Source organism: Microbulbifer sp. NBRC 101763, assembly GCF_040371615.1.
GTDB classification, from domain to species: domain Bacteria; phylum Pseudomonadota; class Gammaproteobacteria; order Pseudomonadales; family Cellvibrionaceae; genus Microbulbifer; species Microbulbifer variabilis.
In genome coordinates this window covers 394677-421020 of record NZ_BAABQV010000006.1, presented here as the reverse complement: position 1 = coordinate 421020, position 26344 = coordinate 394677, and the positions used below count along the sequence as shown (strand labels likewise).

At 48.8% G+C, this 26344-nt stretch carries 25 protein-coding genes; 8 read left to right on the top strand and 17 right to left on the bottom strand.

Annotated elements, in window-relative coordinates:
• Window positions 1-143: 143 nt before the first annotated feature.
• From ABWV76_RS17140 to ABWV76_RS17095, 10 genes are all read right to left on the bottom strand, one after another.
• Window positions 144-1523 (bottom strand): AgmX/PglI C-terminal domain-containing protein, encoded by a 1380-nt coding sequence (locus ABWV76_RS17140; RefSeq protein ID WP_353376729.1) that lies wholly within the window; start codon window positions 1521-1523, stop codon window positions 144-146.
• Window positions 1524-1532: 9 nt separating this feature from the next.
• The gene (locus ABWV76_RS17135; RefSeq protein WP_353376728.1) at window positions 1533-2078 is read right to left on the bottom strand and encodes an ExbD/TolR family protein; all 546 of its coding nucleotides are present in this window, start codon (window positions 2076-2078) and stop codon (window positions 1533-1535) included.
• Window positions 2075-2665 (bottom strand): ExbD/TolR family protein, encoded by a 591-nt coding sequence (locus tag ABWV76_RS17130; RefSeq protein ID WP_353376727.1) that lies wholly within the window; start codon window positions 2663-2665, stop codon window positions 2075-2077. Before ABWV76_RS17130 ends, ABWV76_RS17135 begins: the two co-directional genes overlap by 4 nt.
• The gene (locus ABWV76_RS17125) at window positions 2665-3396 is read right to left on the bottom strand and encodes a MotA/TolQ/ExbB proton channel family protein (protein WP_020413199.1); all 732 of its coding nucleotides are present in this window, start codon (window positions 3394-3396) and stop codon (window positions 2665-2667) included. The genes ABWV76_RS17130 and ABWV76_RS17125 overlap by 1 nt, the downstream gene beginning before the upstream one ends.
• 69 nt (window positions 3397-3465) lie before the next feature.
• The gene (locus ABWV76_RS17120) at window positions 3466-3789 is read right to left on the bottom strand and encodes a hypothetical protein (RefSeq protein ID WP_020413200.1); all 324 of its coding nucleotides are present in this window, start codon (window positions 3787-3789) and stop codon (window positions 3466-3468) included.
• On the bottom strand, window positions 3786-4370 hold the full coding sequence (locus ABWV76_RS17115; RefSeq protein ID WP_282953113.1) for a tetratricopeptide repeat protein: 585 nt from the start codon (window positions 4368-4370) through the stop codon (window positions 3786-3788). Before ABWV76_RS17115 ends, ABWV76_RS17120 begins: the two co-directional genes overlap by 4 nt.
• Window positions 4371-4439: 69 nt before the next feature.
• Window positions 4440-7577, bottom strand: coding sequence for a tetratricopeptide repeat protein (locus tag ABWV76_RS17110; protein ID WP_353376725.1), 3138 nt, complete (start codon window positions 7575-7577; stop codon window positions 4440-4442).
• The gene (locus ABWV76_RS17105) at window positions 7577-9595 is read right to left on the bottom strand and encodes a tetratricopeptide repeat protein (protein ID WP_353376724.1); all 2019 of its coding nucleotides are present in this window, start codon (window positions 9593-9595) and stop codon (window positions 7577-7579) included. Before ABWV76_RS17105 ends, ABWV76_RS17110 begins: the two co-directional genes overlap by 1 nt.
• A gap of 2 nt (window positions 9596-9597) precedes the next feature.
• The gene (locus ABWV76_RS17100; protein ID WP_020413204.1) at window positions 9598-10107 is read right to left on the bottom strand and encodes a hypothetical protein; all 510 of its coding nucleotides are present in this window, start codon (window positions 10105-10107) and stop codon (window positions 9598-9600) included.
• Between the two features lie 425 nt (window positions 10108-10532).
• Window positions 10533-11552 carry an NADP-dependent oxidoreductase gene (locus tag ABWV76_RS17095; protein ID WP_353376723.1) on the bottom strand — a complete coding sequence of 340 codons (1020 nt, stop codon included), beginning with the start codon at window positions 11550-11552 and terminating at the stop codon, window positions 10533-10535.
• Window positions 11553-11700: 148 nt separating this feature from the next.
• On the opposite strand from ABWV76_RS17095, the gene ABWV76_RS17090 reads away from it, so the two are divergent.
• Entirely contained in the window at window positions 11701-12609 is a 909-nt protein-coding gene (locus tag ABWV76_RS17090) for a LysR family transcriptional regulator (RefSeq protein ID WP_353376722.1), read from the top strand.
• 14 nt (window positions 12610-12623) lie between these two features.
• Here the strand turns inward: ABWV76_RS17090 and ABWV76_RS17085 are convergent, their stop codons facing one another.
• Both ABWV76_RS17085 and ABWV76_RS17080 read right to left on the bottom strand, forming a co-directional pair.
• Complete coding sequence (locus ABWV76_RS17085) at window positions 12624-14012, bottom strand: MFS transporter (protein ID WP_353376721.1); 1389 nt, start codon at window positions 14010-14012, stop codon at window positions 12624-12626.
• A gap of 87 nt (window positions 14013-14099) precedes the next feature.
• On the bottom strand, window positions 14100-15542 hold the full coding sequence (locus ABWV76_RS17080; protein WP_353376758.1) for an MFS transporter: 1443 nt from the start codon (window positions 15540-15542) through the stop codon (window positions 14100-14102).
• A gap of 280 nt (window positions 15543-15822) precedes the next feature.
• Here ABWV76_RS17080 and ABWV76_RS17075 point away from each other — a divergent pair, with 280 nt between their 5' ends.
• Window positions 15823-16251 (top strand): DUF4174 domain-containing protein, encoded by a 429-nt coding sequence (locus ABWV76_RS17075; protein WP_353376720.1) that lies wholly within the window; start codon window positions 15823-15825, stop codon window positions 16249-16251.
• Window positions 16252-16324: 73 nt separating this feature from the next.
• Here ABWV76_RS17075 and ABWV76_RS17070 read toward each other — a convergent pair whose 3' ends face one another.
• Window positions 16325-17563: an alkylhydroperoxidase-related (seleno)protein gene (locus ABWV76_RS17070; protein WP_353376719.1), complete on the bottom strand. Its 1239-nt coding sequence runs from the start codon at window positions 17561-17563 to the stop codon at window positions 16325-16327.
• Between the two features lie 261 nt (window positions 17564-17824).
• Between ABWV76_RS17070 and ABWV76_RS17065 the strand changes: the two genes are divergently transcribed.
• The 5 genes from ABWV76_RS17065 (at window position 17825) to ABWV76_RS17045 (ending at window position 21939) form a co-directional block, all read left to right on the top strand.
• Window positions 17825-18472 carry an NAD(P)H-binding protein gene (locus ABWV76_RS17065; RefSeq protein WP_353376718.1) on the top strand — a complete coding sequence of 216 codons (648 nt, stop codon included), beginning with the start codon at window positions 17825-17827 and terminating at the stop codon, window positions 18470-18472.
• Between the two features lie 90 nt (window positions 18473-18562).
• Entirely contained in the window at window positions 18563-18922 is a 360-nt protein-coding gene (locus ABWV76_RS17060; protein WP_282953102.1) for a hypothetical protein, read from the top strand.
• Window positions 18923-18935: 13 nt separating this feature from the next.
• Window positions 18936-19520 carry an exopolysaccharide biosynthesis protein gene (locus ABWV76_RS17055; protein ID WP_020413213.1) on the top strand — a complete coding sequence of 195 codons (585 nt, stop codon included), beginning with the start codon at window positions 18936-18938 and terminating at the stop codon, window positions 19518-19520.
• 446 nt (window positions 19521-19966) lie between these two features.
• Complete coding sequence (locus ABWV76_RS17050) at window positions 19967-20671, top strand: 2OG-Fe(II) oxygenase (protein ID WP_353376717.1); 705 nt, start codon at window positions 19967-19969, stop codon at window positions 20669-20671.
• Between the two features lie 626 nt (window positions 20672-21297).
• Window positions 21298-21939, top strand: a complete 642-nt coding sequence (locus ABWV76_RS17045) for a hypothetical protein (protein ID WP_353376716.1) — start codon at window positions 21298-21300, stop codon at window positions 21937-21939.
• Window positions 21940-22120: 181 nt separating this feature from the next.
• Here ABWV76_RS17045 and ABWV76_RS17040 read toward each other — a convergent pair whose 3' ends face one another.
• From ABWV76_RS17040 to ABWV76_RS17030, 3 genes are read right to left on the bottom strand one after another with little or no spacing between them, the layout of a single operon-like run.
• Window positions 22121-22750, bottom strand: a complete 630-nt coding sequence (locus ABWV76_RS17040) for a CPBP family intramembrane glutamic endopeptidase (protein ID WP_353376715.1) — start codon at window positions 22748-22750, stop codon at window positions 22121-22123.
• 13 nt (window positions 22751-22763) lie between these two features.
• A complete protein-coding gene (locus ABWV76_RS17035; protein ID WP_353376714.1) occupies window positions 22764-23306 on the bottom strand; it encodes a GDYXXLXY domain-containing protein in 543 nt (180 codons plus the stop codon).
• Window positions 23303-24619 carry a DUF2157 domain-containing protein gene (locus tag ABWV76_RS17030; protein WP_353376713.1) on the bottom strand — a complete coding sequence of 439 codons (1317 nt, stop codon included), beginning with the start codon at window positions 24617-24619 and terminating at the stop codon, window positions 23303-23305. Before ABWV76_RS17030 ends, ABWV76_RS17035 begins: the two co-directional genes overlap by 4 nt.
• 226 nt (window positions 24620-24845) lie before the next feature.
• Between ABWV76_RS17030 and ahpC the strand changes: the two genes are divergently transcribed.
• Entirely contained in the window at window positions 24846-25412 is a 567-nt protein-coding gene (gene ahpC, locus ABWV76_RS17025; protein ID WP_020413219.1) for an alkyl hydroperoxide reductase subunit C, read from the top strand.
• Window positions 25413-25721: 309 nt separating this feature from the next.
• Here ahpC and ABWV76_RS17020 read toward each other — a convergent pair whose 3' ends face one another.
• Window positions 25722-26327: a 2OG-Fe(II) oxygenase gene (locus ABWV76_RS17020; RefSeq protein ID WP_353376711.1), complete on the bottom strand. Its 606-nt coding sequence runs from the start codon at window positions 26325-26327 to the stop codon at window positions 25722-25724.
• Window positions 26328-26344 lie beyond the last annotated feature (17 nt).

The window sequence follows — 26344 nt, the reverse complement described above, 5'->3', positions numbered from 1 at the left end:
TTTTTGGGGATTGCCAAGTGGTTCTCAGGCTGGGGGATAGAAAAGACTGATCAAGTGGAGGGGAAGAAACCCAACTCCTCGACGCCTTCTAAAATAGCAGCCTCCTTCTCACTTAAACGAGAAGGAGGCGGAGGCAATACCACCTAGTTGTTCGGGAAGAAGTCGATTGGGAAAAGAATGGTGATCGTTGGAACACCGGCCTTCTCGCCAAAATTAAATCGCTTCACCCGCGCTACAATCTTGGCGTTGAGTGCAGGCGAATCCATATCGCTGGACTCCACTTCTGCAAGGGATACCGAGCCATCAGGCTCGATGGTAATCCTCAAGACCATCTTACCCTGCAAGGCGGGGTTGTTACGCAGTTCACGGTTGTAAATGCGATACAGCGAAGCCTTATAGCGGTCGAAGACAATCTGGATTTCCTCGTCGGTACGAGACGGACCCACACCATCACTAAGCGGTCGGTCCTCGCCGGCGAAATCACCTTCGGTGCCAATGGAGCTCTCCACTCGCGAGAAGGCTACTCCACCCAGGGATGATCCAGTACCACCCACATTGCGACTAAGCTCTGCAGTATTAATACCACCACTACCCGCAGTTGCCGCTGCAGTAATCAGCGAACGCTGACTACGGTTTTCCTTCTTACCTGCAGTACTGAGCTGTGTTTGTTGGCCCAAACGATTGTCCAGGTCATCCTGAATAAGATCCTGGAAATTATCCTTAAAGGCGAGAACACCCGCACGCTCAGCTTTCTTACGCGCTTGTTTTTTCTCCACTTTGGATGGTTTCGGATCCTGCTTGGCCACTTTCTGCTCAGGCTTGGTTTCAGGTTTTTTCTCCTCTTTCTTGGGCTTGGCTTTTTCTCGCTCAGGTGGCGGCTTGGGCTTGGTCTTCTTCTCGATTACCAATTTTGCCAGGCGCTCGGGTATCTCCACTACCTGTGTTTCGGGTTCAGGCAAGGTATATAGAGGAACCAGATAACCCAACAGTGCCGCAATAAACAGTGATGCGAATACACAAATACGGAAGCGCTTTTCATCCTCACCCTTGGTATGCCAAGGCATTTCCATCGGGCGAAAAGTGGGCTGCTCATATTCACGGGTGATCTCGAATTCAAACTTGGATTCCTCTTCCTCACGGCGCAGCTCATCAGCACGCTCATCAAGGGCAAAGATCTCCTCATTGCAGTATTCGATATTATCCAGGATATCCCTACGCTTCCGGTGAAGCTGATCCAGGCTTTCGTTATAAGTACGAGTTGACGCCCCAATCCGTGCGATAACCTGCTGGGAAGCATCGACCCGATAATTCTCGGCCCAAAACATTTCACCTGCGCCGATGTCCTCGAGTTTTCCAAGGCGCTCAGAAATTTCATCGAGCAACTGGTACTTGGAACCATCGACTTGCAATTCAGCCAGCTTCTCTTCGATCTGCCGCTGCTCATCCTCGAGCAGATGCATACGCTGGCGAACCGTATCAAGCGCCTCGCTGACCGCCTGCTGTTGTTGAAGAAAATTACTCACAAACTTCCATTAACCCTGAGATGCTTTCTGAATTACCGCCAGTGATACCTTGGTGTAGCCCGCTTCGGTGCAGCTGGACATCACCTTTTTCAGCAAACTGAACGGAATGCCCCTGTCCGCAAGAATATTCACTTCGGGTGGTTCCGGTCCCTGCTCACCTTCCACTTCAGCCTCGCCCTCATTTTCTGCGGCAGAGGCCTGGGCTATACCGATTGCCTTACCCAGCTCTGCGGTCATGGCCTGCTTAATAACATCAATCACAACCTCTTCACTTTCGAGCACCTCACTGGTTGCGATAACAGAGTTGGATTCCACCAGGATCTCCTCTGCAGTCACCATCAGGGTTACGGTTTCCCTGGGTTTGGTCTCAACCACCGAATCCGGCAATGTAATCACCTTGGGGGGCTCCAGCGCTTCGTTACTGGAAGTATTGGTCAACAGGAAAAATACCAGGATAGTGAACACATCCATCAGGGATGTCAGATTCATGCCTGAAGTTTTTTTACGCTTATGGCTGCGAGCCATGCGCTTCATTCGTCGGCTTTCATGTCTCACGGCGCATCTCCTATGGAAATATCAGGAAACAAAATCACCTTCTCCACAGCTTCCGGATCACTGGGGTCACTGCCTTCAACCCGAACTTCTGCACCACGCACGGTATCCATGACACCCACAAGATGCTCATAAGCAATATCCGCCTCCATCAATAAAATGGAGTCTGTTTTTTCCGGATAACTGGCTTTCACCTGCAATAAAAACTCAGTGAGTTTTTTCAGGTCGTACACTTCAGCTGTCGGTAATACTGCGAGGTCCGTATTCTGCCCATCGGCTTCCACTACAGTCACATCCGGCTGGACAGTCTCGCTTTCTTCAGTGGCATTCAAATTAGGGAAACGCGCAATTACTTTCTCACCATCGCTGATTTCCACAGCCTGCTTTCGCACCACTACTTCCACGGTCACTGTGGGGTCATCCGGTGCACCACCGCCAGCCCCGCTCGGCATATTCAGTTCCAGGATTGTTACCCGTGAAAACACCGCCGACACTAGTAGGAAAGGTACCAGTACCACCATCAGGTTAAGGAAGGCGGTAATGTCCAGCTCCGGGGCTTCTTTGTCTCTCCCGTGACGCCGCCTTCTCATTATGCAGTTTCCGTTTGCAATTCTTCGGTTTCGACTTCATTCGCAGATTGCTCGCCAGGCTGTTTTTCTGGCTTGGGTGCATCCATTTCGAAGCGACGACGGGTTGAGCTGTCAATCAGGTTGGAAGCTTTTACAGAGACCATTTCCAGGCTATCGATAATTTGACCGGTCAGAGAGTTGAGCAGTGCGTGGACTATCAACAGGGGAATACCGGTCATCAGGCCAAAGGCGGTGGTGTTCATCGCTACGGAAATACTGGCAGAAAGTAAATCAGCTTTTTCCGCCGGGTTGGCATTGGCTACCGCAGTAAAGGCTTCGATCAAACCCATGATGGTACCGAGCAGCCCCAGCAGCGTGGCGATATTGGAAAAGAGCGCAACATAAGGTGTGCGTTTTTCCAGCTGAGGTGTTATCTCCATCATGCTCTCTTCCATCGCGATCTCGATATCTTCGCGACGACGCACCGCACCCTGGCGTGCCAGACCCATGGACAGCAGTTTACTCACACTGGAGTTATCCTGCTTAACCAAGTTGCGCGCGCGATCAAAATCCCCGGAGGCGAGAACGGGCTGTAATTTATCCCACATGGCACGGTTAGTATGACGCTCATAATGCAGGCGAATAAATCGTTCAATCGCTACGGCGCCGCCCAAAGCGGCAACGACAAGAATGGGGTACATAAAAGTACCGCCCGTCTGGAAAAACTCGATGACGCTGTTAAAAAAGTCCATTACAAACCCTCTTGAGAAATACTGCAGTAATTTGTTGCTGCTCCAGTCTTACCCGGAGAAAGGACGGCGTTAATCGCCGGACAGGCTGAGCTGGTAGAACTCCAACTCACGCATGAAAACTTCCTTGTCAAGCGGCTTAAGTTTGTCATCCATCAGACTGGAGACAAGATCGCTTTCGACACCGACTTCGGAACTTTTCCAGGGGACAATATAGAGAGACTTGGGAGCTTCCTTGTTACCGATAATGGAAATACCCGATAGCTCTTTGATCTTGGAGTCCACTTTCTTTTCCTTGGACTCATTTTCTTCTTCACTCCCGGACTGCGCAAAGGCAGCGGGGAGAGTTGTGAAACAGACAACCAACAGCAAAATCCATTTAAACTTCAATATCACTTGCCCGCTCTCCGCTTAAGATCCGCCAGCCAGATGGAAACATCCTGGTCCTCTGGCTCCAGTTGTACATATTGCTGGAATTGTGCCAGAGCACACTGGAGATCTTGCAGATAGAGATCACACAATATGCCGAGATTTTTTATCAAAGGCAGGTATTCGGGGTTTTCTGCCAAAGCATTCACATAAATTTTCCGCGCATCCGCAAAACGCCCCTGCTTGCGATAGAGCACTGCCAATTCATTGGTTGCGACCGGGTGTTTCGTATCCAGTTCGAGAGCCTTCAGAAAAGCTGTCTCCGCGTCTTTCTCACTTCCTACCTGATAGTGAGCAATTCCCAGGTTGATATAAGGGGCCGGAAGGCGCTGCTCCCGCTCCACCACCGACTGCAAAAGCTCAATAGCAGGCTCGTACCTCTTTTCGGCCAAGTATTCCAGTGAGCGCTCAAAGTCCCTATTAACACTGCCCGAAACCTTCACCGAGGAATAGTCAGAGATTTTTCCCGTCTTGGTTTGGGTGCCCGCACAGGCTGTGAAAAGCAGTGTAAGCCCCAGTAGAAAAAATACTCTCAATTTTGTATGCATAACCTTCAGCCCCGCACCTTAATGCTACTAGCTTGAACCTTTTATTTATTACCGCGTCGGCAGTTGCCCTTACTGACCGGAGACCGCTTCACCAGGGCCCAGCTGCTCAAGTGCTGGCGGCAGCGGTACAATACTTTGCAGATACTGCCCTGCTTCCTCGGCCCTTGCATACCGGGCCGGCATCAATCCAGCAAGCTTATCGATACTCCTGTCAATCCAGGGGTTATAGATACCTACCCCCAAAAGCTCGACATTTTTCTGGTGGACCGAGATCGCCTTTTCCTCAAATGGGTAAATCTGATCCTCCAGAGCCAGCTCGTATTCCTCCAGTTCCAACGCATTTAAATTAGTAGGCCGCTCGGAATCTTTGAGAGACTGACTGAAATGCAAATAGATTTCTGCAAGATAATAAGTCGCCGCGGCAGTGACATCTGCAACCTGGTAATCAATCAAATCTGTGAAAGTGCTGATAGCTGCTTTCATCCGCTTGCGCTTCAAATTCAAATTCTTTTCAATGGGCTTCACCAGGGCTATCTGGGTAAAGGCAGCGTAACTCGGCTCGGCAAGTTGCAGTGCTGCATTACCTGCAAGGTAGCGGGTGCGATCAGTACGCTGTGAGCCACCGCGCAATTCAATACGGACCATCTCACGAAGCTCTTTCATATAGAGCTTTTCATTCCCACCTGCTTTATAGATATCGGCGATTCTCTGCCGTGTTTCGAGAGCAGGCTCCATGGGGTTGGGGAAAAGGCCCACATAGCGGCGCAACACTTCCAGAGCTTTTTTGCTGTCTTTTGCTGCACTGTACAAATCCGCTGCCTGGGTCAAGGCTTCGCGGCGGATCTCCTCATCCTCAGACTCGCGCTCAATACGCTCAAATTCCGCCGCAGCCAGCAGTAATTCACCACTCTCCTGGTACACCACTGCTAATTTCTTGGTTACGTCTTTTGCCAGCTCATGCTCAGGGAAGTTAGTGCGAAAATTGTTGAGCACTGTCGCAGCCTGGGTCCAGTCTTTCAGGATAATCAGGGAAGCGGCGGCATCATACTCTGCCGTGGCCAGCAGGGTTGCCCCGGGAGCAGCGGTACGAATACGCAGGAAGTGTCCAGCAGCTGCCGCATGATCTTCCTGCGTACGGGCCATATCGCCCTGCTGGTAAATCGATGCTGCCAAGTTATCGATCAGTCCGGCGCGATCTTTAGCATCCGCAGCGGTAAGAGTCAGGGTTTCCCCATAGGCTACTTCCGCATCCTCAAACGCCTGAACATCAAACGAGGCATGTGCTACAAGCATCCAGCTGGACCGGCGAATCTCCTGTTCCGCCGCCGGGAATTTCTCCAGCAATGATCGGCCGTTTTCGATAGTGGGGGTATAGTCCTTGAGGCCATACAAGTCCTCTACTGCACCTAACATCACCTGCGGTGCCTTCCCATGCGCAGGGAAAGTATCAGCAAAAGTCAGAGATGAACGGATAATCTCGCGTAATAAAGGAGCACGCTGGTCTGCCGAAGCTTCTTTCAGGTTATTTGCCAGGTGCTCGCGGTAAGCGTAGACGGCCGCATATCCCGCCTCACTGGAATCCTTGTGGGCCGGATATTCATAAGCTGTACGCTCATACTCCAAAGCGGAGCTATGGAAATCCCTATTCTCCAGCATCAAGCCGGCCAGCTGGTAATTAATCTCCGGTGCACGCTCAGTTTCACGGAAGGATTCCAGGTAACTGCGATACCAGTGAATTGCTTCACGATAGTGCTCCGACTTTTTATCCTTCAGCTTCTTGTTCTGGTAAGCCGCATGATAGTGGCTGGCGAGGTCAATCAGGTTTGCCTGCAGGAACTCGACCACCTCTCCGTATTCATTGATATCGAATACTGTCCAGTATTCAGCTTTGAGGGCATAGGTGTTGGCAAAGGATTTCTTGGCTTCAAGTACCAGCTTGGGAAAGCCACCCTTCGCGTAGATTTCAATTACGCGAATAGAGAAATCTGCAGAAACCTTGTGCAGGGGATTACGCTCAACAAAAGCAGTGTAGGATTTTGCCGAGTCCTGATAGCGACGCTTATCCAGGTAGTATTCGCCCAGATGGCTGTACACCAGGTACTCGTATTGACGCGCCCCCTTGCGGGAGAAATAGTCGACAATCGAATCGGGACCTTCCAGGTAAGAGAAGCTCAAGCTCACCACACGGAAGGTATCATCGATATGCTTTCGCTCTACCTCGTTGGTCTGCTGGTCGAAGTCATAACCTTGGGAAACTTTGTAATCGAGCATGGCGATATAATCATCCAACGCCATCTCGTACATGTCCTGCTTGAACAGGGACCAACCGCGCTTGTACAGGGCCAGCTCATAAAAGCTGGAAACCACTCCGATATTAATCACCTTACCGTAGGCTTCCTCAGCATCCAGGTATTTCTTACGGGTAAAGTAATACTCTCCCAGACGGAACCAGGATTCATCAATGTGACGGGAGTCTGGATATTTGGCAACCAACTGTCGCAAAACATCCACTGCATTTTCAATCTGTCCCGCCTCTTCATAGGCTCGGGACAGCTGATACATCACCTGGTCGTTGCGGTCGTACAGCGGGTATTTTTTAAGTAGATCGAGATATAGGTTAATTGCTTCCCGGGCATTGGCAGACATCAGCGCATCGGGATCATCCGCAGGCAGTGGCAATGCAGAATTGTCTGAGGCAATCTCAACATTGCCACTGGCACGCGCCTCAAATTCATCATCAGACTCTATCGCACCTGAGTTTTCCCCTGCCACCTGTTGGGCCCGAGTAACCGGTGCGGCGACTTCGGCGGGTGCATCAAGGGTATTCTCCGCGGAAATTTCCGCTGCTTCTATAGCAACTACCGCTCCACTCGTACTAACCGCGCCGGCACCACTGGCGATTCCATCAATAGCAGCATCCTCAGCCCGGTGCGCCTGTTTAATTTTCAGGTCGGCAATTCGACGCATCGCCTCCGGGGTGAGATTCGATTCAGGCGTTTCCTGTAGGTAACGTTGGTAACTGGCGAGGGCTTTCTCCAGGCTTCCGTCGATATACTCCTCTTTAATTTCAATATCGACATTTTGCAGGCTGCCAATAGTCTTGCCGCTATTCACGGCACAGGCATTGAGCATCAGTGCAGCAGTGGAAGCCAGTACACATCGACGCGCAATAGTCATACTCAGCAGACTGGAATTAAAGCAAGGCATCAGGCTTCCCCTCCATCACTCACTTCGACTTCCGCATCCAGTTCGGGAGGATTTTCCTCTGGCAGGGATTCGCGGTGCTGCTCAATTTTGAGCTGGTCCTCACGCTGCTCCTGCAATTCATTGGCACGGTCATAGCTGTCGGCCAAGGCAAATCTCGCTTTGATTTGATAGCTTTCCAGCTGGGTACGACGGCGCTCCAACTCCTGGATTGCCAAAGCCTCCAACATACTGCCCTGACGTGCCATCAACATTTCCAGGCGCTGTTGGCTGCTGCGGATCTGCGCACGCAAGCGGGTAATCTCTTTGTTGTAGCCGGTGTAACTATGTGTGGCCGCCTGGCGGCTACGCACATAGGACTGGTAAACCACCTGTAGCTTTTCAATTTCTATATTGAGTTCCTGCAGGTGTTTATAAGCTTCTGTAAGCCGCTGGTCATACTCAGTGGAAAGGCGAAGATCTAAAACACCCTGCAGGCGCGCTACCCGGCTACGCGTCGCCTCGGTAAAGCCCTGCGGACGCTCTGTGATCTGTTGATGCAACTTCATCAACTCCAGGCGTGCCTCCTGCTCATTTGCGGTGGCAAGATATTCCGGGCGGCGAGAAACCAGCATCTGTTCAATACGGCTGGCAAATATATCCCGCTGCTCAATACGTAGTTTGATACGGGTATCCAGCTTGCGAAATTGCTCGTCGAGCTGCGGCAACAGGGGTTCGTAATAAGCCCTGCGGATACTGATAATATCTTCGTAGGCGCTAAGGCTTTTGAGCCACTCTTCATTGCGCTCAAAGAGATCGTTTAGGTCGCGGTAGTTACGCAGGAATTCCTGATAGTCATTGGATGCCATCAGGTCGAGGAGGTAATGAGTCTCAGGGGCATCAGGCAGGTTGCGCAGTGCCACCACCCAGTTCTGTACCTGGGTTGCCTCTTTGCGGCGCAATGCCTCAAGGAACTTGCCTTCTCGGATACTGTTGATCGAAGCGGTCAACGTATCAATCTCATTGCCGAATGAGTCCAACGCACGACCATAATTAATTGCGGCTGTACTGTGTACATCCAGCTTGCCATAGGCATAGGGTACGGCGAGCATGGCTTCATGTACGGATTCATTGGTGCCTTTGCGGTTTTGCAGCATTTTCCAGGGCACCAATGCTCTCCCATAGCGACCGGCACGTGCCTCGACCCAACCAGCGCCCAGCAGCGCGCGATTGGAAAACGGTCCTTCGAGATTGACGCGGTCAAAATATGGGCGAGCCAGTTCTAATTCACCGGCCTCCATTAAATGCGAACCTAGCAATAAATTGGTTTTATCATACAGCGCCTGCGCGGCGGGCTTGCTGCTGCTCTTCTTACCCAAGGCAGTCAGTTCCAGTACACCACGGGTTTCTTCGCCAGACTTTAACTGGGCGATTCCGAGGTTGAACTCAATAAACCCGGCAAGGGATTCTTCCCCCTTCAGGTCTTTTAGTAATTCCACCGCTTCATCAAAGCGCCCCAACTGCATAAATACCCGCGCACGAAAGAACTGTTCTTCCGCACGCACACGCTCGGGTACACGCCCTTCTATCATTTCCAGAGCATGCAAGGCATTCACTGGTTGCTGCTTGTGATAATGAATTTTGGCGAGGCGATAGGCAGCCTCATTGCGTACCGCCTGAGAAACATTACCTTTAAGCACGGCTTCAATTGCGCGCCCTGCCTCCCGATGCATGCGATAGGAAAGCTCCAGGTCGCCCACGGAAAATTCTGCCTGCCCCAGATGCGCACTGAATGGGTCCAGCTCCGGCTGATCCAATCGATAAAACTGGGCCAGCTCTGTATCAAGAGCCACAATCGCATCAAAAAAGTTTTCCTGGTGAGCATGAAACATGGCAGCACCAAAAAACAGGTCGCGCAGCTCCTCACGCTCTTCGGCATTAACCACACCTACGAGGATAGGCAAAGTACACAGGGAGGCCGCCAAAGCTCGCAGTATTGCTTTAGCCGGGACCGGCAGTAGCGACAGCAGAGATGTACACATGGTTACCAGTCCTTGAAGTTAATCTCAGACTCGGCTCCTAAGATGCTGATCTCAACAAATTTCGGCCCCACAGCCTTATCTACCTGGTAAGAAGCTTCGGCCCGATACTCGCGGCCGGAGGGTGTTTTACCGATGAAGCGGACTTGCAAAGGATGCGCGCCAGTCTGGACGTTACCGGTATATAATTTTTGCACGCCACCTTTTTGTAGGGATTCGATTTCGCGATAGGTATATAAATGGTGCGCAACAATTTCGCCGTTTAGCCTGACCTCTACAGATTCCAGCTCAAAGGGATGCTCATCGGCAACAGAGACAAAAAAGGCCACTTGTGAGTTAGAGGGAAACAGTAGTTTCTCTTCCAGCTGCGAGAGAGTCGCAGTCAGGTCGATCACATCCTTTTTTACATCCTGGATTTGCTCATCCAGACCACGAATATCATCGCGACTGACATTTTGCGCAGAAACCACGCTTGCCAATAGCAGCAGGATTGTTACCTGTAGAATTCTGAACATGTGATCTACCTCTGACCCTACCTTTAACAATGAAACCAGCGATGCGGAAGACCCTTGCGGGCCACATTGAAATGCCTGTACACAGGGACCCTTCAGCCAGCGGCATTGTATTGAATACAGGAATCGGCAGATGTGAGGAAAGTCAAATCTAGCGAAACAGACAGGTGGGAATTTTTCCGATTTTAGAGGGGCACAGGGCAGGAAAGTGTGAAGAAAATCACGTATTTTATCTATGCGATGGCCAAGCTCTGATTACTATAAAACAGCTTGCATTACCTTAAGGTTGTACCACTTATTGATAAACCCACAATAATAAAACTTTTGTACTGTACGAGTTTATCCGACCCCTTAACTTGACCGCCCCTGTTTTTGGGGCGGTATTGATGTCAAATCAAATTATCTATTTTAAGAGCTTTACTACCCACTTAAGCATTAGCTGACTCCCCCATGGATACAATAACCTTGCCTTTCGCACGACCGGTTTCCAGGTATGAAAGCGCCTCAAGGCTCTGTTCAAAGGGGTAAATCTTATCAATAACAGGGCTGATAATATTGTCCCGACAAAGGGAGCCCAATTCCTCAAGCTGCGATCCGTTTGCCTCCATAATCACCATCCGGTAAAGCGCTGTCTTTTCCTTTGCAGCCTTCATTACAGAACGTGCTTTAAGCCTGAGCAGCTTGCGCAGGAGCCAGCCGATACCAAATTCCCTCGCCGTCTGGGGGTCCAATACACCGGAGATTGAGACAACCCTTCCGCCCCGCTTCAGAACTTTAAAAGCATCGAGCGTGTATTGCCCACCCAGGGTGTCATAGACCACATCAATATCAGAGAGGAGATCCAGGTAATTTTCCTTCTTATAATCAATTACCTGATCCGCGCCCAGTTCGCGTACCCACTCAACATTGGCGCTACTTGTTGTGGTAATGACATAGGCCCCATAGGCCTTGGCGAGTTGAACTGCCACAGAACCGATACCACCGGAACCGGCATGAATCAGTACTCTCTCGCCCTTTTTCAGGCCGGCAACCTGGATCAGGGCCTGGTAGGAAGTCAGGCTCACCAAGGGGATGCTGGCAGCCTCCTCATGCGTCAGATTTTTTGGCTTTCTCGCCAGGTGTGAGGCATCCACGCTCAGGAAATGCGACAGTGTCCCCACATGATCCTCCCCAACGCGGGCGAAAACCTCATCGCCGGGCTGGTAGGCTGTAACGCCACCGCCTACAGAAACCACTACGCCGCTGAGATCGCGACCAATCCCTACCGGAAGATCCAGCTTTTTGACGGCCTTCATATCGCCACGCATCACCATCAGGTCAATCGGATTGATACTCGCTGCATGGATTCGTATCAATACTTCACCTGTTCCTGGTATCGGCACACTCGCCTCACCAAAAGCCAGGCTCGTATTGATATCACCATAGCGAGTTATTTTAAGTGCTTTCATAAATATCTCTGGTCATCCGTTCATTTGATGTCAGCGATAGTGCCCCCCGCCCACCTTGGGAAACAGATGGCAATAGGTGGAAGTCTTTTGTCTTTTTGACAACAATAAGGAGAAATACTGGGCGGTATGATCACTTGGGGAGGTAATTATGGACAAAATCAGGGCGTTACGTTATTTCAAGCGGGTGGCAGAACTATGTAGTTTCACTGCCGTGGCCGAGGAGTTTGACGTACCAGCTTCCTCCATCTCGCGCAGAGTCCGCGATCTGGAGCATTCCCTGGGTATTGAATTGCTACAACGCAGCACTCGCCAGGTTGAGGTGACCGAACTGGGGAAACTCTACTACTCCATGATCGGCGAGGCCATTCGCCAACTGGAACAAGCTGATGAACTGGTCAGCCAGACTTTTGAGGCTCCTAGTGGACTTGTTCGAATCAGCTGCCTCCCCTCCTATGGTGAGCAACACCTGACTCCCCTGCTGGAGCAGTTTGCCCAACGCTATCCGGATATTGTCTTTGACCTGCACTATAGCGACGATCTCACCCAGCTGGGTAAGGACCCGGTTGATATCGCTATACGCGGAGGCTACGCTCCTGACGAACGTGTTATCGCCAAGCGCTTGTCAAAAAACGAATTCTCACTAACCGCTTCACCTGAATATCTCAGCTCCCTGAAGCAAGAATTTCCCCTAAACAAGCAAGCCATAGAGTCCGCAAACGCATTGCAGTACCGGGGCCCCAAAGGGCCTATTGACTGGCACTATTTCAACGGCAATTACTGGGAGCCAATCGAGCTTACCACTCACCTGATCAGTAATAATGGCAAAGCCCTACTGGCTGCCGCTTTAAATCATCGCGGTATGTTCTGTGTGCCCTCATGGAGTATTTGTGAACACATAGACTCTGGCGAGCTGGTAGAAGTGCCTACCGAGGGCAAGGTATCGGTTAGTCCCGGAGGGGACATTGGCATTTTTCTACTCTACGAACGCAGCAAATATCAGATCCCCAAAATTAAACTTTGCGTGGACTTTATATATTCAAATTTGGGCAAGCTGTAAAAGTATCGAGAAATTTACTCAACACGACTTTCCGGGGTGCCCCTGGCAATAAAAAATACCCCAACTATCAAACTAGCAAAAACCAAAAATGCATTTAACAAAAAGGCCCGACCAATACCAGAGATCATATCTGGAGCAAATGCCACCACCACGGCATTCAGGCCCAGCCCCAAAGCGCCACCCGCAACCTTAAACATAAACAGGATTGCACTGGCAAGGCTCTCCCGTCCAGGCTCGACTATTGTTACAACCAGGGTTGTTGCGGCAGGGTTAAACAACCCCAGGCCAAGCCCCAACAATACTAAACCTGGAACAACATCTATGTAACGTGATTCACCCGATACAGCAGAAAGCGATGCCATACCTGCCCCCATCAGGAAAATCCCCACACAAATTATAAGTTTCGGCCCCAAACTTAAATAGACTCTCCCCGATAAAAACGAGATAAAGACGAAGGAAATCATTAGTGGCAGTAGCGCCAGGCCCGAATCAAGAGCCGAGAATCCGAGCACTTTAGAGGAATACTGGGGCAAATAAAGAATCACTGAAAAGAAAACAACCGATGTAACAAAACTGATGGCACCCACCACTGTAAATTTTGCGTTAGTGATTACATCACCGGGAATCAATGCATCCCTGCCTTTCTTTACTTCCAAAAACAAAAAGACCACAAGAGAAACAAAAAAAACGAAGAAAAAATACAATGTATATAAGCGATTGAACCCGATCTCCGCGGCAACATACATACCAAACAAAAGACTAAACACTGACACCATTAGCATAATTACACCGGCATAATCGACCCTGACCGATGATTTAGTTGGCGTATCCTGTGGAACAAACTTCCAGCAAAGAAATACAGATAACAGGGTTAGGGGTATATTGATCAGGAAAATCCACCGCCACCCCCATAGATCAGACAGTGTTCCTCCCAGAATTGGTCCTATTGCATTTGCCAAACCACATACCGTCATCACCAACCCACCTACCTGGCCAGCCCTGCTGGGTGGCACCAATGTATAGGCAATTCCCAGAATTGATGGCCACATCAGTGCAGCCCCAGCCCCTATAACAATTCTAGAAATCAGCAAGGTTGGCGTATTAAAGGATAAGCCCCCGATCAACGAAAATAACAGAAAAATAGTACTACCAATAAAAAATAGCCTACGGCGCCCATAGATATCAGCAAGACGTCCACCCGTAACGATCAATACCCCAAACATCAGCCCATAGCCATTGATAATCCATTGGGAGGTAGTGATATCAATATTAAATTCCTGTTCAATCGCGGGAATTGCAGGAGAAAAAGCCGTGAAATCAACAGTGACAAGGAATAAAGCGAGGTTGACTGCCAAAAAGCCCAATTTCTGAGACTTCGAGAGCGTCATCTGGAAATATGACATAAACAGCAGCCTTACAGTCAACTCAGCGATAGATCCTCTTCAACCGAAAAGCCAATACAACCTCCACCAACTCACAAAAAATGCTTATCATTCAGAACTACCTCTCTCACGCTCAGTCACAGTGGGTGCGCTCATAAACAGGAAAGCAATAACAAACCCTACAAATGCAAAGCAGGCATTTACTTCAAAAGCCCTACTAATACCTGTAGTAATATCGGGTGCAAATCCTACAATAGCGGCATTAACACCGAGTCCCACCGCGCCGCCAGTAATTTTCAACATATAGATAATCGCACTGGCCAGGCTCGCGCGACTGGGGTCTACTACAGCGATGACCATTGTGGTTGTAGATGGATTAAATAACCCCAGTCCAGCCCCGAGGATAATCAATCCAAAGATATACTCACGGCCATCACTTAACCTGGAGATATAAAACATCCCCAGACTCATGGCCAGGATCCCAACACAAACCAGAATCTTCCCCCCGGTCTTTTGATAGAGTTTACCGGCTATAAATGAAAAAACCGCAAAGGCAATCATCAAGGGAACAAGCGTTAAACCCGATTGCATAGTGGTAAATCCACGCACATTTGTCAGGTACTGGGGCAGATATAAAATAACTGAAAAGAAAGTAATAGAAGTAAAAAGAGTAACGGCTCCGGCCGCAGAGAACCTCTTATTTTTAATAACATCCTCAGGAATAAGAGCTACCTCTCGTTGGTGAGACTCTATATAAATAAAAACTGCACTAAATACCAGAAATCCCACCAATAGCCCGATTACCAACGGGTGCATAAAACCAACCCCCGATGCATAATTCAGGGCCAGGAGAAAACTCAGCAGAGAAGCAGTCAGAGTGATAACACCCAGATAGTCAATACGTTCATCGGGATCAAAGGGAACATCTCGGGGAACAAATTTCCAGCACATAAGTGCAGCGGCAAACGCAACTGGCAGGTTTATAAAAAAAATCCATCGCCAGCTGAACATATCCGCCAATAACCCGCCCATTACAGGTCCAAGGGTATTCGCCAAGCCACAAACAGCCATAATCAGACCGCCGGTCTCTCCGGCGCGCTCTTCAGGCATCAGGCTATATGCCATTCCTAAAATGGAGGGCCACATCAACGCTGCCCCCACCCCCATGAATGCCCTGGCGGCGAGAAGCATCGGCACATTCAGGGCAAGGCCGCCCATCAAGGAGAACGCCAGGAAAATTCCTGCTCCAGTAATAAATGCCCGTCGCCGCCCAAAGATATCCGCAATTCTCCCTCCGGTAACCACCAGTACACCAAAGACAAGACCATAGCCATTGATAACCCACTGGGAGGTGGTGATATCCATACCCATCTCCCGCTCGATCGCCGGGATCGCAGGAGAGAATGCAGTGATATCAATAGCAATGATAAATAGGGCCACGAATATGGCCAGCAAGCCTAGACGGGGGGAATTGGGGTCCTGCTCCTGGATGTGTGACATGGACGTTAACAACTCCAAGGGTTTCAGCCTGGAATTACAATCCGACCAGATTCCAAGTTAAGTTCCCGGAAAGTCCCAAGTTATACCCCACACCCTTGGATGTACGCTATCGCCTCAGCCGTGACGGCAATTTATAAATTTCCACCCCAACCGAGACAGACAATAGGTAGCAATTAGTTTAGTTGAGAGCACTCGGCTAAAATATAGATATTGGTGATTCTTCCCATCCAAGCCAGGTTTTCTCTACGCTACCAAACAACTCTTTATGCTATTTAAACAACGTAAGCAGAGATGCTGAAGTCACCAACCGGCCCATAGCAGAGATATTCTCATGCGCAAATACATTCTTCTTATTTTGTTAATCTTCGCTCCTTATCAATTTGCGCAAGCAGACACTGTGAACAATCTAAGCAGCTTCCAGTGGCAGAAACGCGTATTACTCCTCAACAACCCTGCCAATGAGACAGAGACTATGCAGTCTCTACTGAAGTTGGGCCCTCAGTTTGCAGAAAGGGACTTACTGTGGTTTGTCTTTTCCAAGGGCAATATCGAGACGAATTATCCAGGGAAAATCACCAGCGATTTCAACGCTAATATCAAGGATCAGTATTTCAAGGGCGATGGCGAGCAGGTAGTCTTGATAGGAAAGGATGGTGGCGTGAAATATCGTGCTGTCAAGTATGCCCCCACGGAAATTTTGCGGCGTATCGACAGCATGCCGATGCGCCAGCAAGAGACAAAAGATGGTTCCGCGCCTTGACCCCATAGGTATCATCGGCGCCCACACGCAAAAACACTGAAGGCGACCCTTTAGCTATAAGCCCACACAATGCTTATACCCTATCCCTTGCCCTCTTGCCGGCCATTTTGAATAACACCGGGCGCACTTTGGCTACCAACCAACCCAGTGCCTTGCCACCAGCTGTAGTCTCTGTTGCCTGGGCGTATTTATCCAGTGCCAGCTCACTTTGGGCTTGTTGACTTAACAGGTCGACCTCTTTATCCAGCTCTATTCCTGTCGCGTTGGCAATACGATTCATGCGCTGGAAACTGCCGATTAGTGCCGCCACATCCACTAAAGCGGAACTACCGTGTTCCTGCTCCAGTCTCTCCCTGGTGGGGGGGATCAGCTGTACATCCTCGCCCATGACCGCATCCACAAAAGCGAGAAGTTGCGCATAATCCTCTGCTCCATGGGGGTGATGTCTTCCACCGCCATTGCCTCCTGCAGAATCTTCAGAAATAAGCAGGTTGGCAATATCTTCCTGTTTTCCCTGCACTTCACTACTCACTTGGAGCAACATCGCGTGTGAGGCCGCACAGTAAAAGCACTCGTTGTTCATCGACACCCTAGTGGCCACCAACTCTATCTCAGTACGAGAAAGAGCGCGATCGTGATTCTCTCCCACTTGCATGACCTGAAAGGGCATAAAGTAATAGCGGTTTTCCATATAGCGCTGGCAACGCACAGCATCCGGCACCAAGCTCAGGGCCCTGAGTACATTAGTAGGTCTGGGGATATCCTCGTACAGATCCTGCTCGGCACCCGTGCACTGGTCCTGTCCAATCATAGGCACCCAGGCAGCACCCTCTTCCAACCCTGCGGGTGTGTATTGGGAAGGCACTGTGTCCTCCCCGGCCAACGCCTTGGGGAGCTCTTCTAAATCCAACCCCAACGCACGATGGAAGGTATCCACATTCATGGTAAAGACAACAACCGCCACAAGCTCCGCATACTGGCCCATGGAGATTTCCGAAGGTACCAGCTTTTTCAACCACTCCTCACTCAGGCGGGAGGGGTCAGTCACTATTCGATGAACAGTATCTACAACCGCTTTGAGAAGATCCGAGCGGCTGTCGTGCAGCCCCTCCACCTGATAAGGGGAGAGCGCCTTTCTTCGCTCCCGACAAAATTCGCAGTTGTAGGCCGCACGCACTTCCCTGGCAATAGCAATATGATCTTCTACAGACCACCAGTTGCCCGTTTCTCCAATAAACTGCCAAGCCTTTAGATTTGCCTTGCGTAAATCATCGCGAATGGGATAAGGCACGTTCGAATAATTAAATGGCATCGCTTATACAAATCCCTATGATTAATAACCAAAATATTAGGCCGCCAATCGAAGGAGTATTACTCAAGGCATTACGTTCTCCAGTATTCAATTCACGACTACTCTTCAGACTAATTCCCCCCAGCATGAAGTACAGTTCAATTTGCCATTAATACCGGTGATTTAAGGATTCTCTACAACGCCAGGCCCACAAAAAGCTTGAAGGCAACACCCCTGGCAGGCCATCATCCACACGCATTCCAAACAAAGAAGTCGGAAGCTATGGCTAAAAAAGCAATTGTTATAGGTGCAACTGGGCTGATTGGTAGCCACTTGGTTGAGCAGCTGGCACAGGAAAAATCGATAGGCGAAATAGTCGCTCTGACCCGCCGCCCCTTGTCCTTTTCCCATCCAAAAGTTCGCAATGAGCAGGTTGATTTTGAACACTTAGAAGAATACGCAGACCTGTTTCATGGTGACTTGCTGTTCTCCTGCCTGGGCACCACCAAGAAGCAAGCGGGCGGCCTGGAGCAACAATGCAAAGTGGACGTGGAGTATCAATTTCGTGCTGCACAGCTGGCAGCAGATAATGGGGTTGCCCACTACCTGCTGGTATCCTCCAGCGGCGCCAATACGAAAAGCAACAGTGCCTATTTGCGCATGAAAGGGGAACTGGAACAAAAGATCCTGTCACTGCCCTTTGCCCGCATCAGTATTTTCCGCCCTTCTCTGCTCATCGGTAAACGGGCCGACCTCCGCCCTGCAGAGAAAATAGGCGCCATTGTCTTACCCTGGGTCTGCCGACTACCCGGACTACATCGTTATCGTCCTATTACGGGCTCCCAGGTAGCCGAGAAAATGGTAGCCGTATGCGAAAAAGCGGGAACTGGCGTAGAAACCTTCACCTTGGATGAGCTGTTCTACACCTGACTTTTATTTCTGCATCCGGGGCATCAAGACTGGCGATCAGCGCCACAGGGGCACAGACTATCAATAGGTAACCGCTTTCCGGTAAGCACTATGTTGTTGTCTGTGCGCCTTCTCACCCCTTTGCTTTTTATCTGTTGGGCCCTATTCCCCAGCTCCTCCATGGCAGACTGTCGCCTAGATCGACAGCAACAGAAACGCTGCGGCCCCGGCCAGTGTGCGCGAGATAGCGATGGAAATGTCTATTGCGCTATTCACTCCGGAGGTGGAGCCCTCTCTGATATCAATGGCAATATTGTCTGTGGTGTAGGGTTTTGCACCAAAGACTACCTCGGCAAAGTCTGGTGTTCAAAACAAAGGGGTGGCCTGGTTGGGCGCGATAGCAAACAGAAAGTTGAGTGCCAGGGAAGCTGCGCACGGGGCACGGCGAAACTCTGTGTGCCGGGGCGCTGAGGGCTAGCCCATCATGTCACAAGAGATTACCGGTCTTAGCCAGTTGCTGGATCAGATAAAATCCAGTTGCCAGCACACCGAGCGCATTTCCCTACAGCTGGTACTGGAATCCATCGGGCGCAGGTCATTCGCGCCCTTCCTGCTATTAGTTGGGTTAATCCTCTTCTCTCCCCTAAGCGGAGTACCCGGCTTATCTACCGTAATGGCCACTCTCTTATTGCTCGTCGCTATACAACTGCTGCTGGGCCGTAGGCACGTTTGGTTGCCACAGTGGTTACTGAGTCGGTCCATCTCACGGAAAAAAATGAATGACGCCTTACAATGGCTGAGGCGGCCAGCAGCATTTGCCGACCGCTGGATGCGGCCGCGCCTGGATTTTATGGTGCGGCGCAGTGGCACCTATGCGATAGGCACTATCTGCTCACTGATTGCATTAACCATACCACTGCTGGAACTGGTGCCCTTCTCCGCAACCACAGCAGGTTTTGCCCTCACCATTTTCGGCCTGGCGCTCGTTACCCACGATGGCCTGCTCGCACTGATTGCCTGCATAATTACCGTGCTACTCACCTGGCTTCTCGCCCATACCCTACTTTGATAAATATTGAGCCATCTGCACCGTCGTCTTATGCACCGGTATTATAATTGTAGGCTTGTCGCTTTTAACGGATTTATTAAACTCAACTCTAAAAACTTAACCCAGCATAAGCTTTTTCAAAAACGCATGAATGAGTTTTCAATTTTAAACATCAAGTTTAGTGGTGATTAACGTAAAATAGCTTACACACCATCAAACCAGACCAGTAACACACTATTACCAACACGACCTTACCCAAACATGTCAGAAAGTACATTTCATCAATTCTAAAAAAAAGTCCCCGATCAATGGCACATACAAAAACAAACCCGATATGAATTAGCCTTTAAAAAACAAGCTTATAAATAGATTGACCTGATACAAACAAAATTTAATTTACTATTGACCCCTACTGTTAGCAATTCTAAACTTGAGCGTCTAACATGCAGTTTCATTGGACAACCCACATGACAGATTTTATCGAAGTATATGATGATGCCCTTCCCTTAGATTTCTGTCAGCAGGTGATCAAACTTTTTGAGAGCAGCCCAAGCAGGCAAGTACAGGGAGTAACCGGAGGAGGCGTCGACCCGTCTAAAAAACTAAGCAAAGATATCTATTTAAATCAACACCCTGAATTTAAAGATATCTTAGCGCAAACCATTGACTATACCTCAGAATATATAACCGAGTACTTTAAAAAGTATTACTTTCTGCTTATAGGTACCTTTGGACTTACTGTCATCCACCCCAAAACGGGGGAGCCGGTTAAACTCACCCAGGATAATTATGAAGAAGTCGGCGCTCCGCAAGCACACATTTTGATGCAGCAGTTGTTCCGCTTAGGGCATATTAACGCCCAGAAATACAATAAGGGGGAAGGTGGCTACCCCTATTGGCACAGTGAAGTTTTTCCACAAATGCCGCACAATGAGGCCTTGCATCGCGTCCTCTTGTTTATGTTTTATCTAAATGATGTTGATGAAGGTGGGCATACTGAATTTCACTACCAAAATAAAACAGTAAAGCCCAAAGCTGGCCGAATGGTGATTGCTCCAGCAGGCTTTACCCATACTCATAGGGGTAACGTACCCAAATCAGGAGATAAGTATATATTAACTTCTTGGGTCCTATTCAATCGGGCAGAGCAAATATATGGTGCGGCAAAGTAATTCAGATAATGGCCAGTTTTTACTGGCCACTTTTCTTTTTTTTAAGTGAACGTCTTAGGGCTTGCCGGCCACCCCAACCTGTGCGGCACCTCCTCCAATATCAACAGAATACGCCTCCTCACTCAGTAAACACCTCGCTAGATGTACAAAGACAGTTCATGTTCCGCTGAAGAAGCGAGACAGATCCTTCCTGAACCTGCTTCCACACTACTAAAGTGTATTGACCGACAATAAATGATCAGTAGCTGATCTCGCTCAAGCTGTTTCTGCCAGCAATCATTAACCTACCAGCAAATCATAGATTAGCCTTTTAAGTGAATAAGCCCTTTGGGGCATCGAAAATACCTGAAGAACCACAAATCGTGTAAGAAATGTGGAGCAAAAAAGGAGTAAATAAGGAACTTTTGCTTAATTCGCCAACTTAGGTAGTTACCAAAAAATTGGCATGCTAAGTTCAAGATTGGAATTTACATTACACTATCAATTATCAAATTAATTTTATTATCTGATGAAATGAAGAAATCGTCGACTATCGACCTGCATTTGAATAATCTATAAACACTATCATCTTAGCGAACAACCGGATATCGCGCATAGTTAAAATCTAACGAAAAGGAAATAGAGATATGCCAAGTTATGACGATTTCTTAAGCGAATTGGACAACGATATTGAGACGGCCTTCAAAAAGTATAAACTGGATTTCAATACTCAGGAATTTGATATTAAGAATGGAGTGTATCAAACCGGAATCGACTTTGTGTTCAGGGACCCAAATATAATCCTGATGAAAAAGGATGACAAATCCGAAAAAAAAGCGACTTATATGACCTGGGCTCGTAAATCAGCCGTATCAGTAACTTTAGACAGTAAAAGTCCGCCCTACTTTATGACATCGCACCTTAGCGGCTGCCGAATGACCCTTAAATTTCACGATGACGCAAGACATAGCGTTACAGTCATGCATGTTGCCGGTGATACTAGTTCAGGAACAACCTGGAACGGTTCTAAGCAAAGGGATAAACTGGAAGAACAGGTAGATATTCCTGCTCCAGTAAAGCTCGAAAGAAGGCTTTCGGTTACGGGCTTTAAAATGAATGGAAAAACAGGACCCCAAAAGATGGAAAAAGTACTCGCGAAAGGAGGTACTACCTTCTACGATAGCCTTGCCCGCTGTTTTGGTGTGCGCGGCGAAGATAACAAATGGAGATTCTACGTCCAAAATTTAAATAATGATGAACAGATCATAGGCTTTTTTGAGATTGTATAACAATATATTTATGCGGTGGTCCAAATTAACATTTTCCCTATTGTTAACTGGCTGCCGCATAATCAAAATCGAATCATCAGGCCTAAAATCGATCAACAAGCCACCTGTATTTAAATAAATTTCTTGTTTTCTCCAGGGCAGACGGAAGGTGCTACCCCCAAACAAACAGTTTCCCAAATCTCTATTTGACCAGTGGAACTTCCAGGCCCAACATACGAGGATATTTTGAAAGTACCATGAGTGCGAGCAAGTCATAAACTGCGTGCCAAATAATCACCCCCAATAAGCTGCCTGTCTGCTGATAAGCAACCCCCAAAACCAATCCAACAACAAATGTCAGCAGGAAATATGTAAATGATGCCCAATGCAGAAAGGCAAAAATTAGTGAAGCACCCAGCAACCCGATTAAAGGGGAACTGAGCTGTGATAGCCATACCTGTAGAAATCCCCGAAAAAAAATCTCCTCACAAATACCTGCAACGATAGACAACAGAATAATCTGCGTAGTAGATATTCCTGAGAATAATTGAGTCAGCTGCGCACAGTGGCCGCGCAGCGTACAACCGAAAGATGTAGGAGAGCGGGTAAGAATTACAACAGCGGTAAAACTAAATAGTGCCCCACAGACTCCCCAAACTACTGACAAAAATGGAGAGTCGCCAGGTATAGGAAGTTCAATACCGGAGAAGCCAATCGCAACAAGGGCAAATAGCAAACCCCCTGCCTCAATCCACATCATGACAGAAAAAATTTGTCTGCTGCTCAATTTATCCGCTGTCTCCTTAAACACTGAATTTTTGTCTTCCGACACAGGACATGCTCCATCAACCCCCTTGCTCGCCAGCCCGCTCTTCACCAACAACAGTTTTAAGGCTTACCTGGCCACTGGGCGCCACCATTAACTCTGCCACCCCCCCTTCTCGTAGATCCTTCTCAAGCTGCAGCGCCTTTTTCTTGGGAGCAAAGTAAGCCTCTATGCCGTACTTAACACGATAGCTATCGTCATTACCCCAAGGCCTTGTGTTGGATATACGCCCCCTCAGGAATATACCCTCACCGGGCTTATCAAAACTCGCCGAAGAGAATTCATAAAGTCCTGATGGAGACTTCTTCAGGGAGACATAAACCACCTCTCCCTGGCGCACCTGCCTGCCAGCAGACAGTGCCGATTTCTTAATCTCGGAAAAGCCATAGTTCAAGCGGGCGTAATTACCTCGGAACATGGAGCGGGGGTCCACCGGGATAGTCTTAACCCGAATTGGCTCGCCAGACCAAAGCGGTACCTGAGCCTTCACGTATAGGCCAGCAAGAATCAAAAACTGTACAGCAATCGCTGCAACTAAGGCGAAGAAAACCCCCCTCTTCATCGTGCTTCCTCCCTGCCCTGATGGGACTTCCAATACTTGGCCGCCCCCAACAAAAGGCCGGCGAACAGGATGAAAATCAGAGCTGCCCCCAGGTAATCTCCAATAAGGTCGATATAACGTAACAAGGCGGTGAGCAGTATCGCCACCACTCCAAGGAAGAAATAATGTGAAATACCATCGTGAACCCCGCGATATATCAGCCAAATACCACTGCCAATCAAGGCAAAGTTGGCAGCCACCTGCAGGTAAATTGCCAGATCTATATTATCAATGGTAGTTACCAAAGCCAGGACTCCAGCAAACAAAACAAGGAGGGCACTACTGGATAACAACCTTCGCGTAGGCATCGCCAATACCACGGTTACTGCAGCCATGGCTGCAACCACCAGCCACATGGACCACAAATGATCCCAATTCGCTTCAATCAAGGACTCCCAGGGAGATTCAAAGCTGAAAACCAATAAGGTGATCAACGCAAAACGCAAGCACCAAATGGAGATTACCGCCGAATAATCCCGAGCTACGGAGGATTGCTTCAAGGCCAGCCAATGACTGAATACATACAGCATTACAAACAAGGCAATTGCCACCGGTAAGCTCTCAGCCTGCAGAGCCAGCTTAAAGCCCTGCTCTTGTATGCGCCAGATCTCCGCCAGTGAGTATTCAATCCAAAGGCCAATGCTTCCCAGTATCACCAGCAGCAATAAAACACTCGCCCGTCCACGTAGCAGAACAAAAAGGGAAACAAGAATGAATAACGGAAATAGTGCTGGGTAATATCCCATCACTACCTGCAGGTAGAACCAAATTAGCGCAAGGATATTGGCTTGTAGCGCTATCCAGGGGCTCCTTGTAATCAGGGCAAATGGGGTACAGCCAAGCGCCCACCACAAGAGCCCATCGGGCATATGCTCACCTAAGTGATAAATCTGGGCGATAAGAATTATCGAGGCACCAAAAAAGAAGTTCCCCAATAGGAAGAGCCCCTCGCCTGCACGGGGGTTGCGCTTGAAATATACATGCAATGCAGCACACTGGGTCGCGACAGTGAGGGCGATCAAACCTCCCATTCTCAATGCGCGGGGAATCTCATCCCAGTTGGCGCCTATCAAAGTGATTAATGCCAGGGCAATAAACAAGTAGCCAAGGCCCACCAATACGTTATACCCAAGGGAACGCTGGCGCGCCTTGTGGTAGTCCACCTCGTAGCGAGCACAGATCAACTCGGCCTGCGCCTCACTGATCAGTCCATCATCTACCCACTCCCCAGTCTCTTGTGCCAGGTCGTGCTTTAACAATCGAATCAGTCGCATACCACTATCCTGCGGAAAAGTATCCATCCCGGTGCGATCTACTACTCACACCCTGAGTCAGCGCTGAGTATCCCTAAAGTCGCCCTTACCCTCAATGAACAGCCGCAGATAGTCAAAGGCTATCTGCGGCATTTAAATTGTTAATTTCTATTAAAGCCGACCAACCCATAGCATTTAAACCATCAAAGAACACAGACAAACAACGGAATTTCAAAAGGAGCTATCCATGTCCCGTTACATTGAATCCCAACTCAAGCCGTTCAACGCCAAGGCCTATCAAAACGGTGAGTTTCACGACGTCAGCGATTCCGATGTCAAAGGCAAGTGGGCTGTATTCTTTTTCTATCCTGCCGACTTCACCTTTGTCTGCCCCACTGAGCTAGGCGACCTGGCCGACAACTATGAAGAGTTCAAGAAACTGGGTGTTGAGATTTACTCCGTATCCACCGATACCCACTTCACCCATAAAGCGTGGCACGACTCTTCCGATACCATCGGAAAAATCCAATACCCGATGATCGGCGATCCCACCGGCACCATTACCCGTAACTTCGGCGTGATGATCGAAGAGGAAGGTATCGCTGACCGAGGCACCTTTGTGATCGACCCAGAAGGGCGTGTCCAGATCGTTGAGATCACCGCAGGCGGTATTGGGCGTGACGCCAGCGAGCTGCTGCGCAAAATTAAAGCTGCTCAGTACATCGCAGCACACCCAGGCGAAGTATGTCCAGCTAAATGGAAGGAAGGTGAAGAAACCCTAGCACCATCTCTCGACCTAGTAGGAAAGATCTAAGATTTCCCAAACCCTCACAGGATTGGAACTGGCTTTGCCCACCATTTGGTGGGCATTGTCATTTTTTAACTATTGCGGTGGGCAGGGAACGTGCGCGAGAGTCACTGATACAAAGTAAATTAATCACTCTGGTTTCAAATGTCTTTAGACCGCACCACTGTCTCAATAGAAAAACCAGAAGATGAATTATTAATAAATATCTGTGAGGCCTGACAGACTGCGAAGGACTGAGAAACATGCAATAAGTTGGCCCTGAACCACCAATAGCCTACACAGCCAGACAGCGCAACATTCTTAGAGTTTTTACATTTATAGGTCCATTTGGCAGTATGGAAAAGATAAAAAGTAAGTTAATGTGCGTCTCTCCCCACCTTCCATAGCCTGGACATAATGAGGAAACCTTGAGCTCAAAGCGACAACCATTGAGTTTTCTTTTGTCTTTAACTCAACCTCAGCATCCCTTAGATAATTCGTATAGGTGTAGCTCCCTCCCGTATATCCACTGGAGAAATGCAGCACTATCGAGGCATAATAATGTGGATTAGTATCTGTATCCAGATGCTCAGAAATAAAACCTCCTTTTTCCAAAATAGTAAATTGACACCTTGGCATAATAAAGTGATCACTTCCTATAATTTCCTTATAGAAGGCTCTCATCTTTTCTGACAGTAAGACAGAAAGTATTTCTGGTGCAATTTTTGTATTCATTATTTTGGGTTTATAGTCCTTAAACTGATCATAAACCACCCTGCTAACAAATATTTCATGAGTATCACCAGCATTACTGAGTGTCACTTTTTCATAGTTAACGTCGCTGGAAATACGCCTTAATATTTGCCACTCTGACTCTGTAAAAGGAATTTCTTTTTTGGGGAAAACCATGGGCTGATGCAAGAGTTCATGCTTAAAACTCAACAGCTGATCATTATATA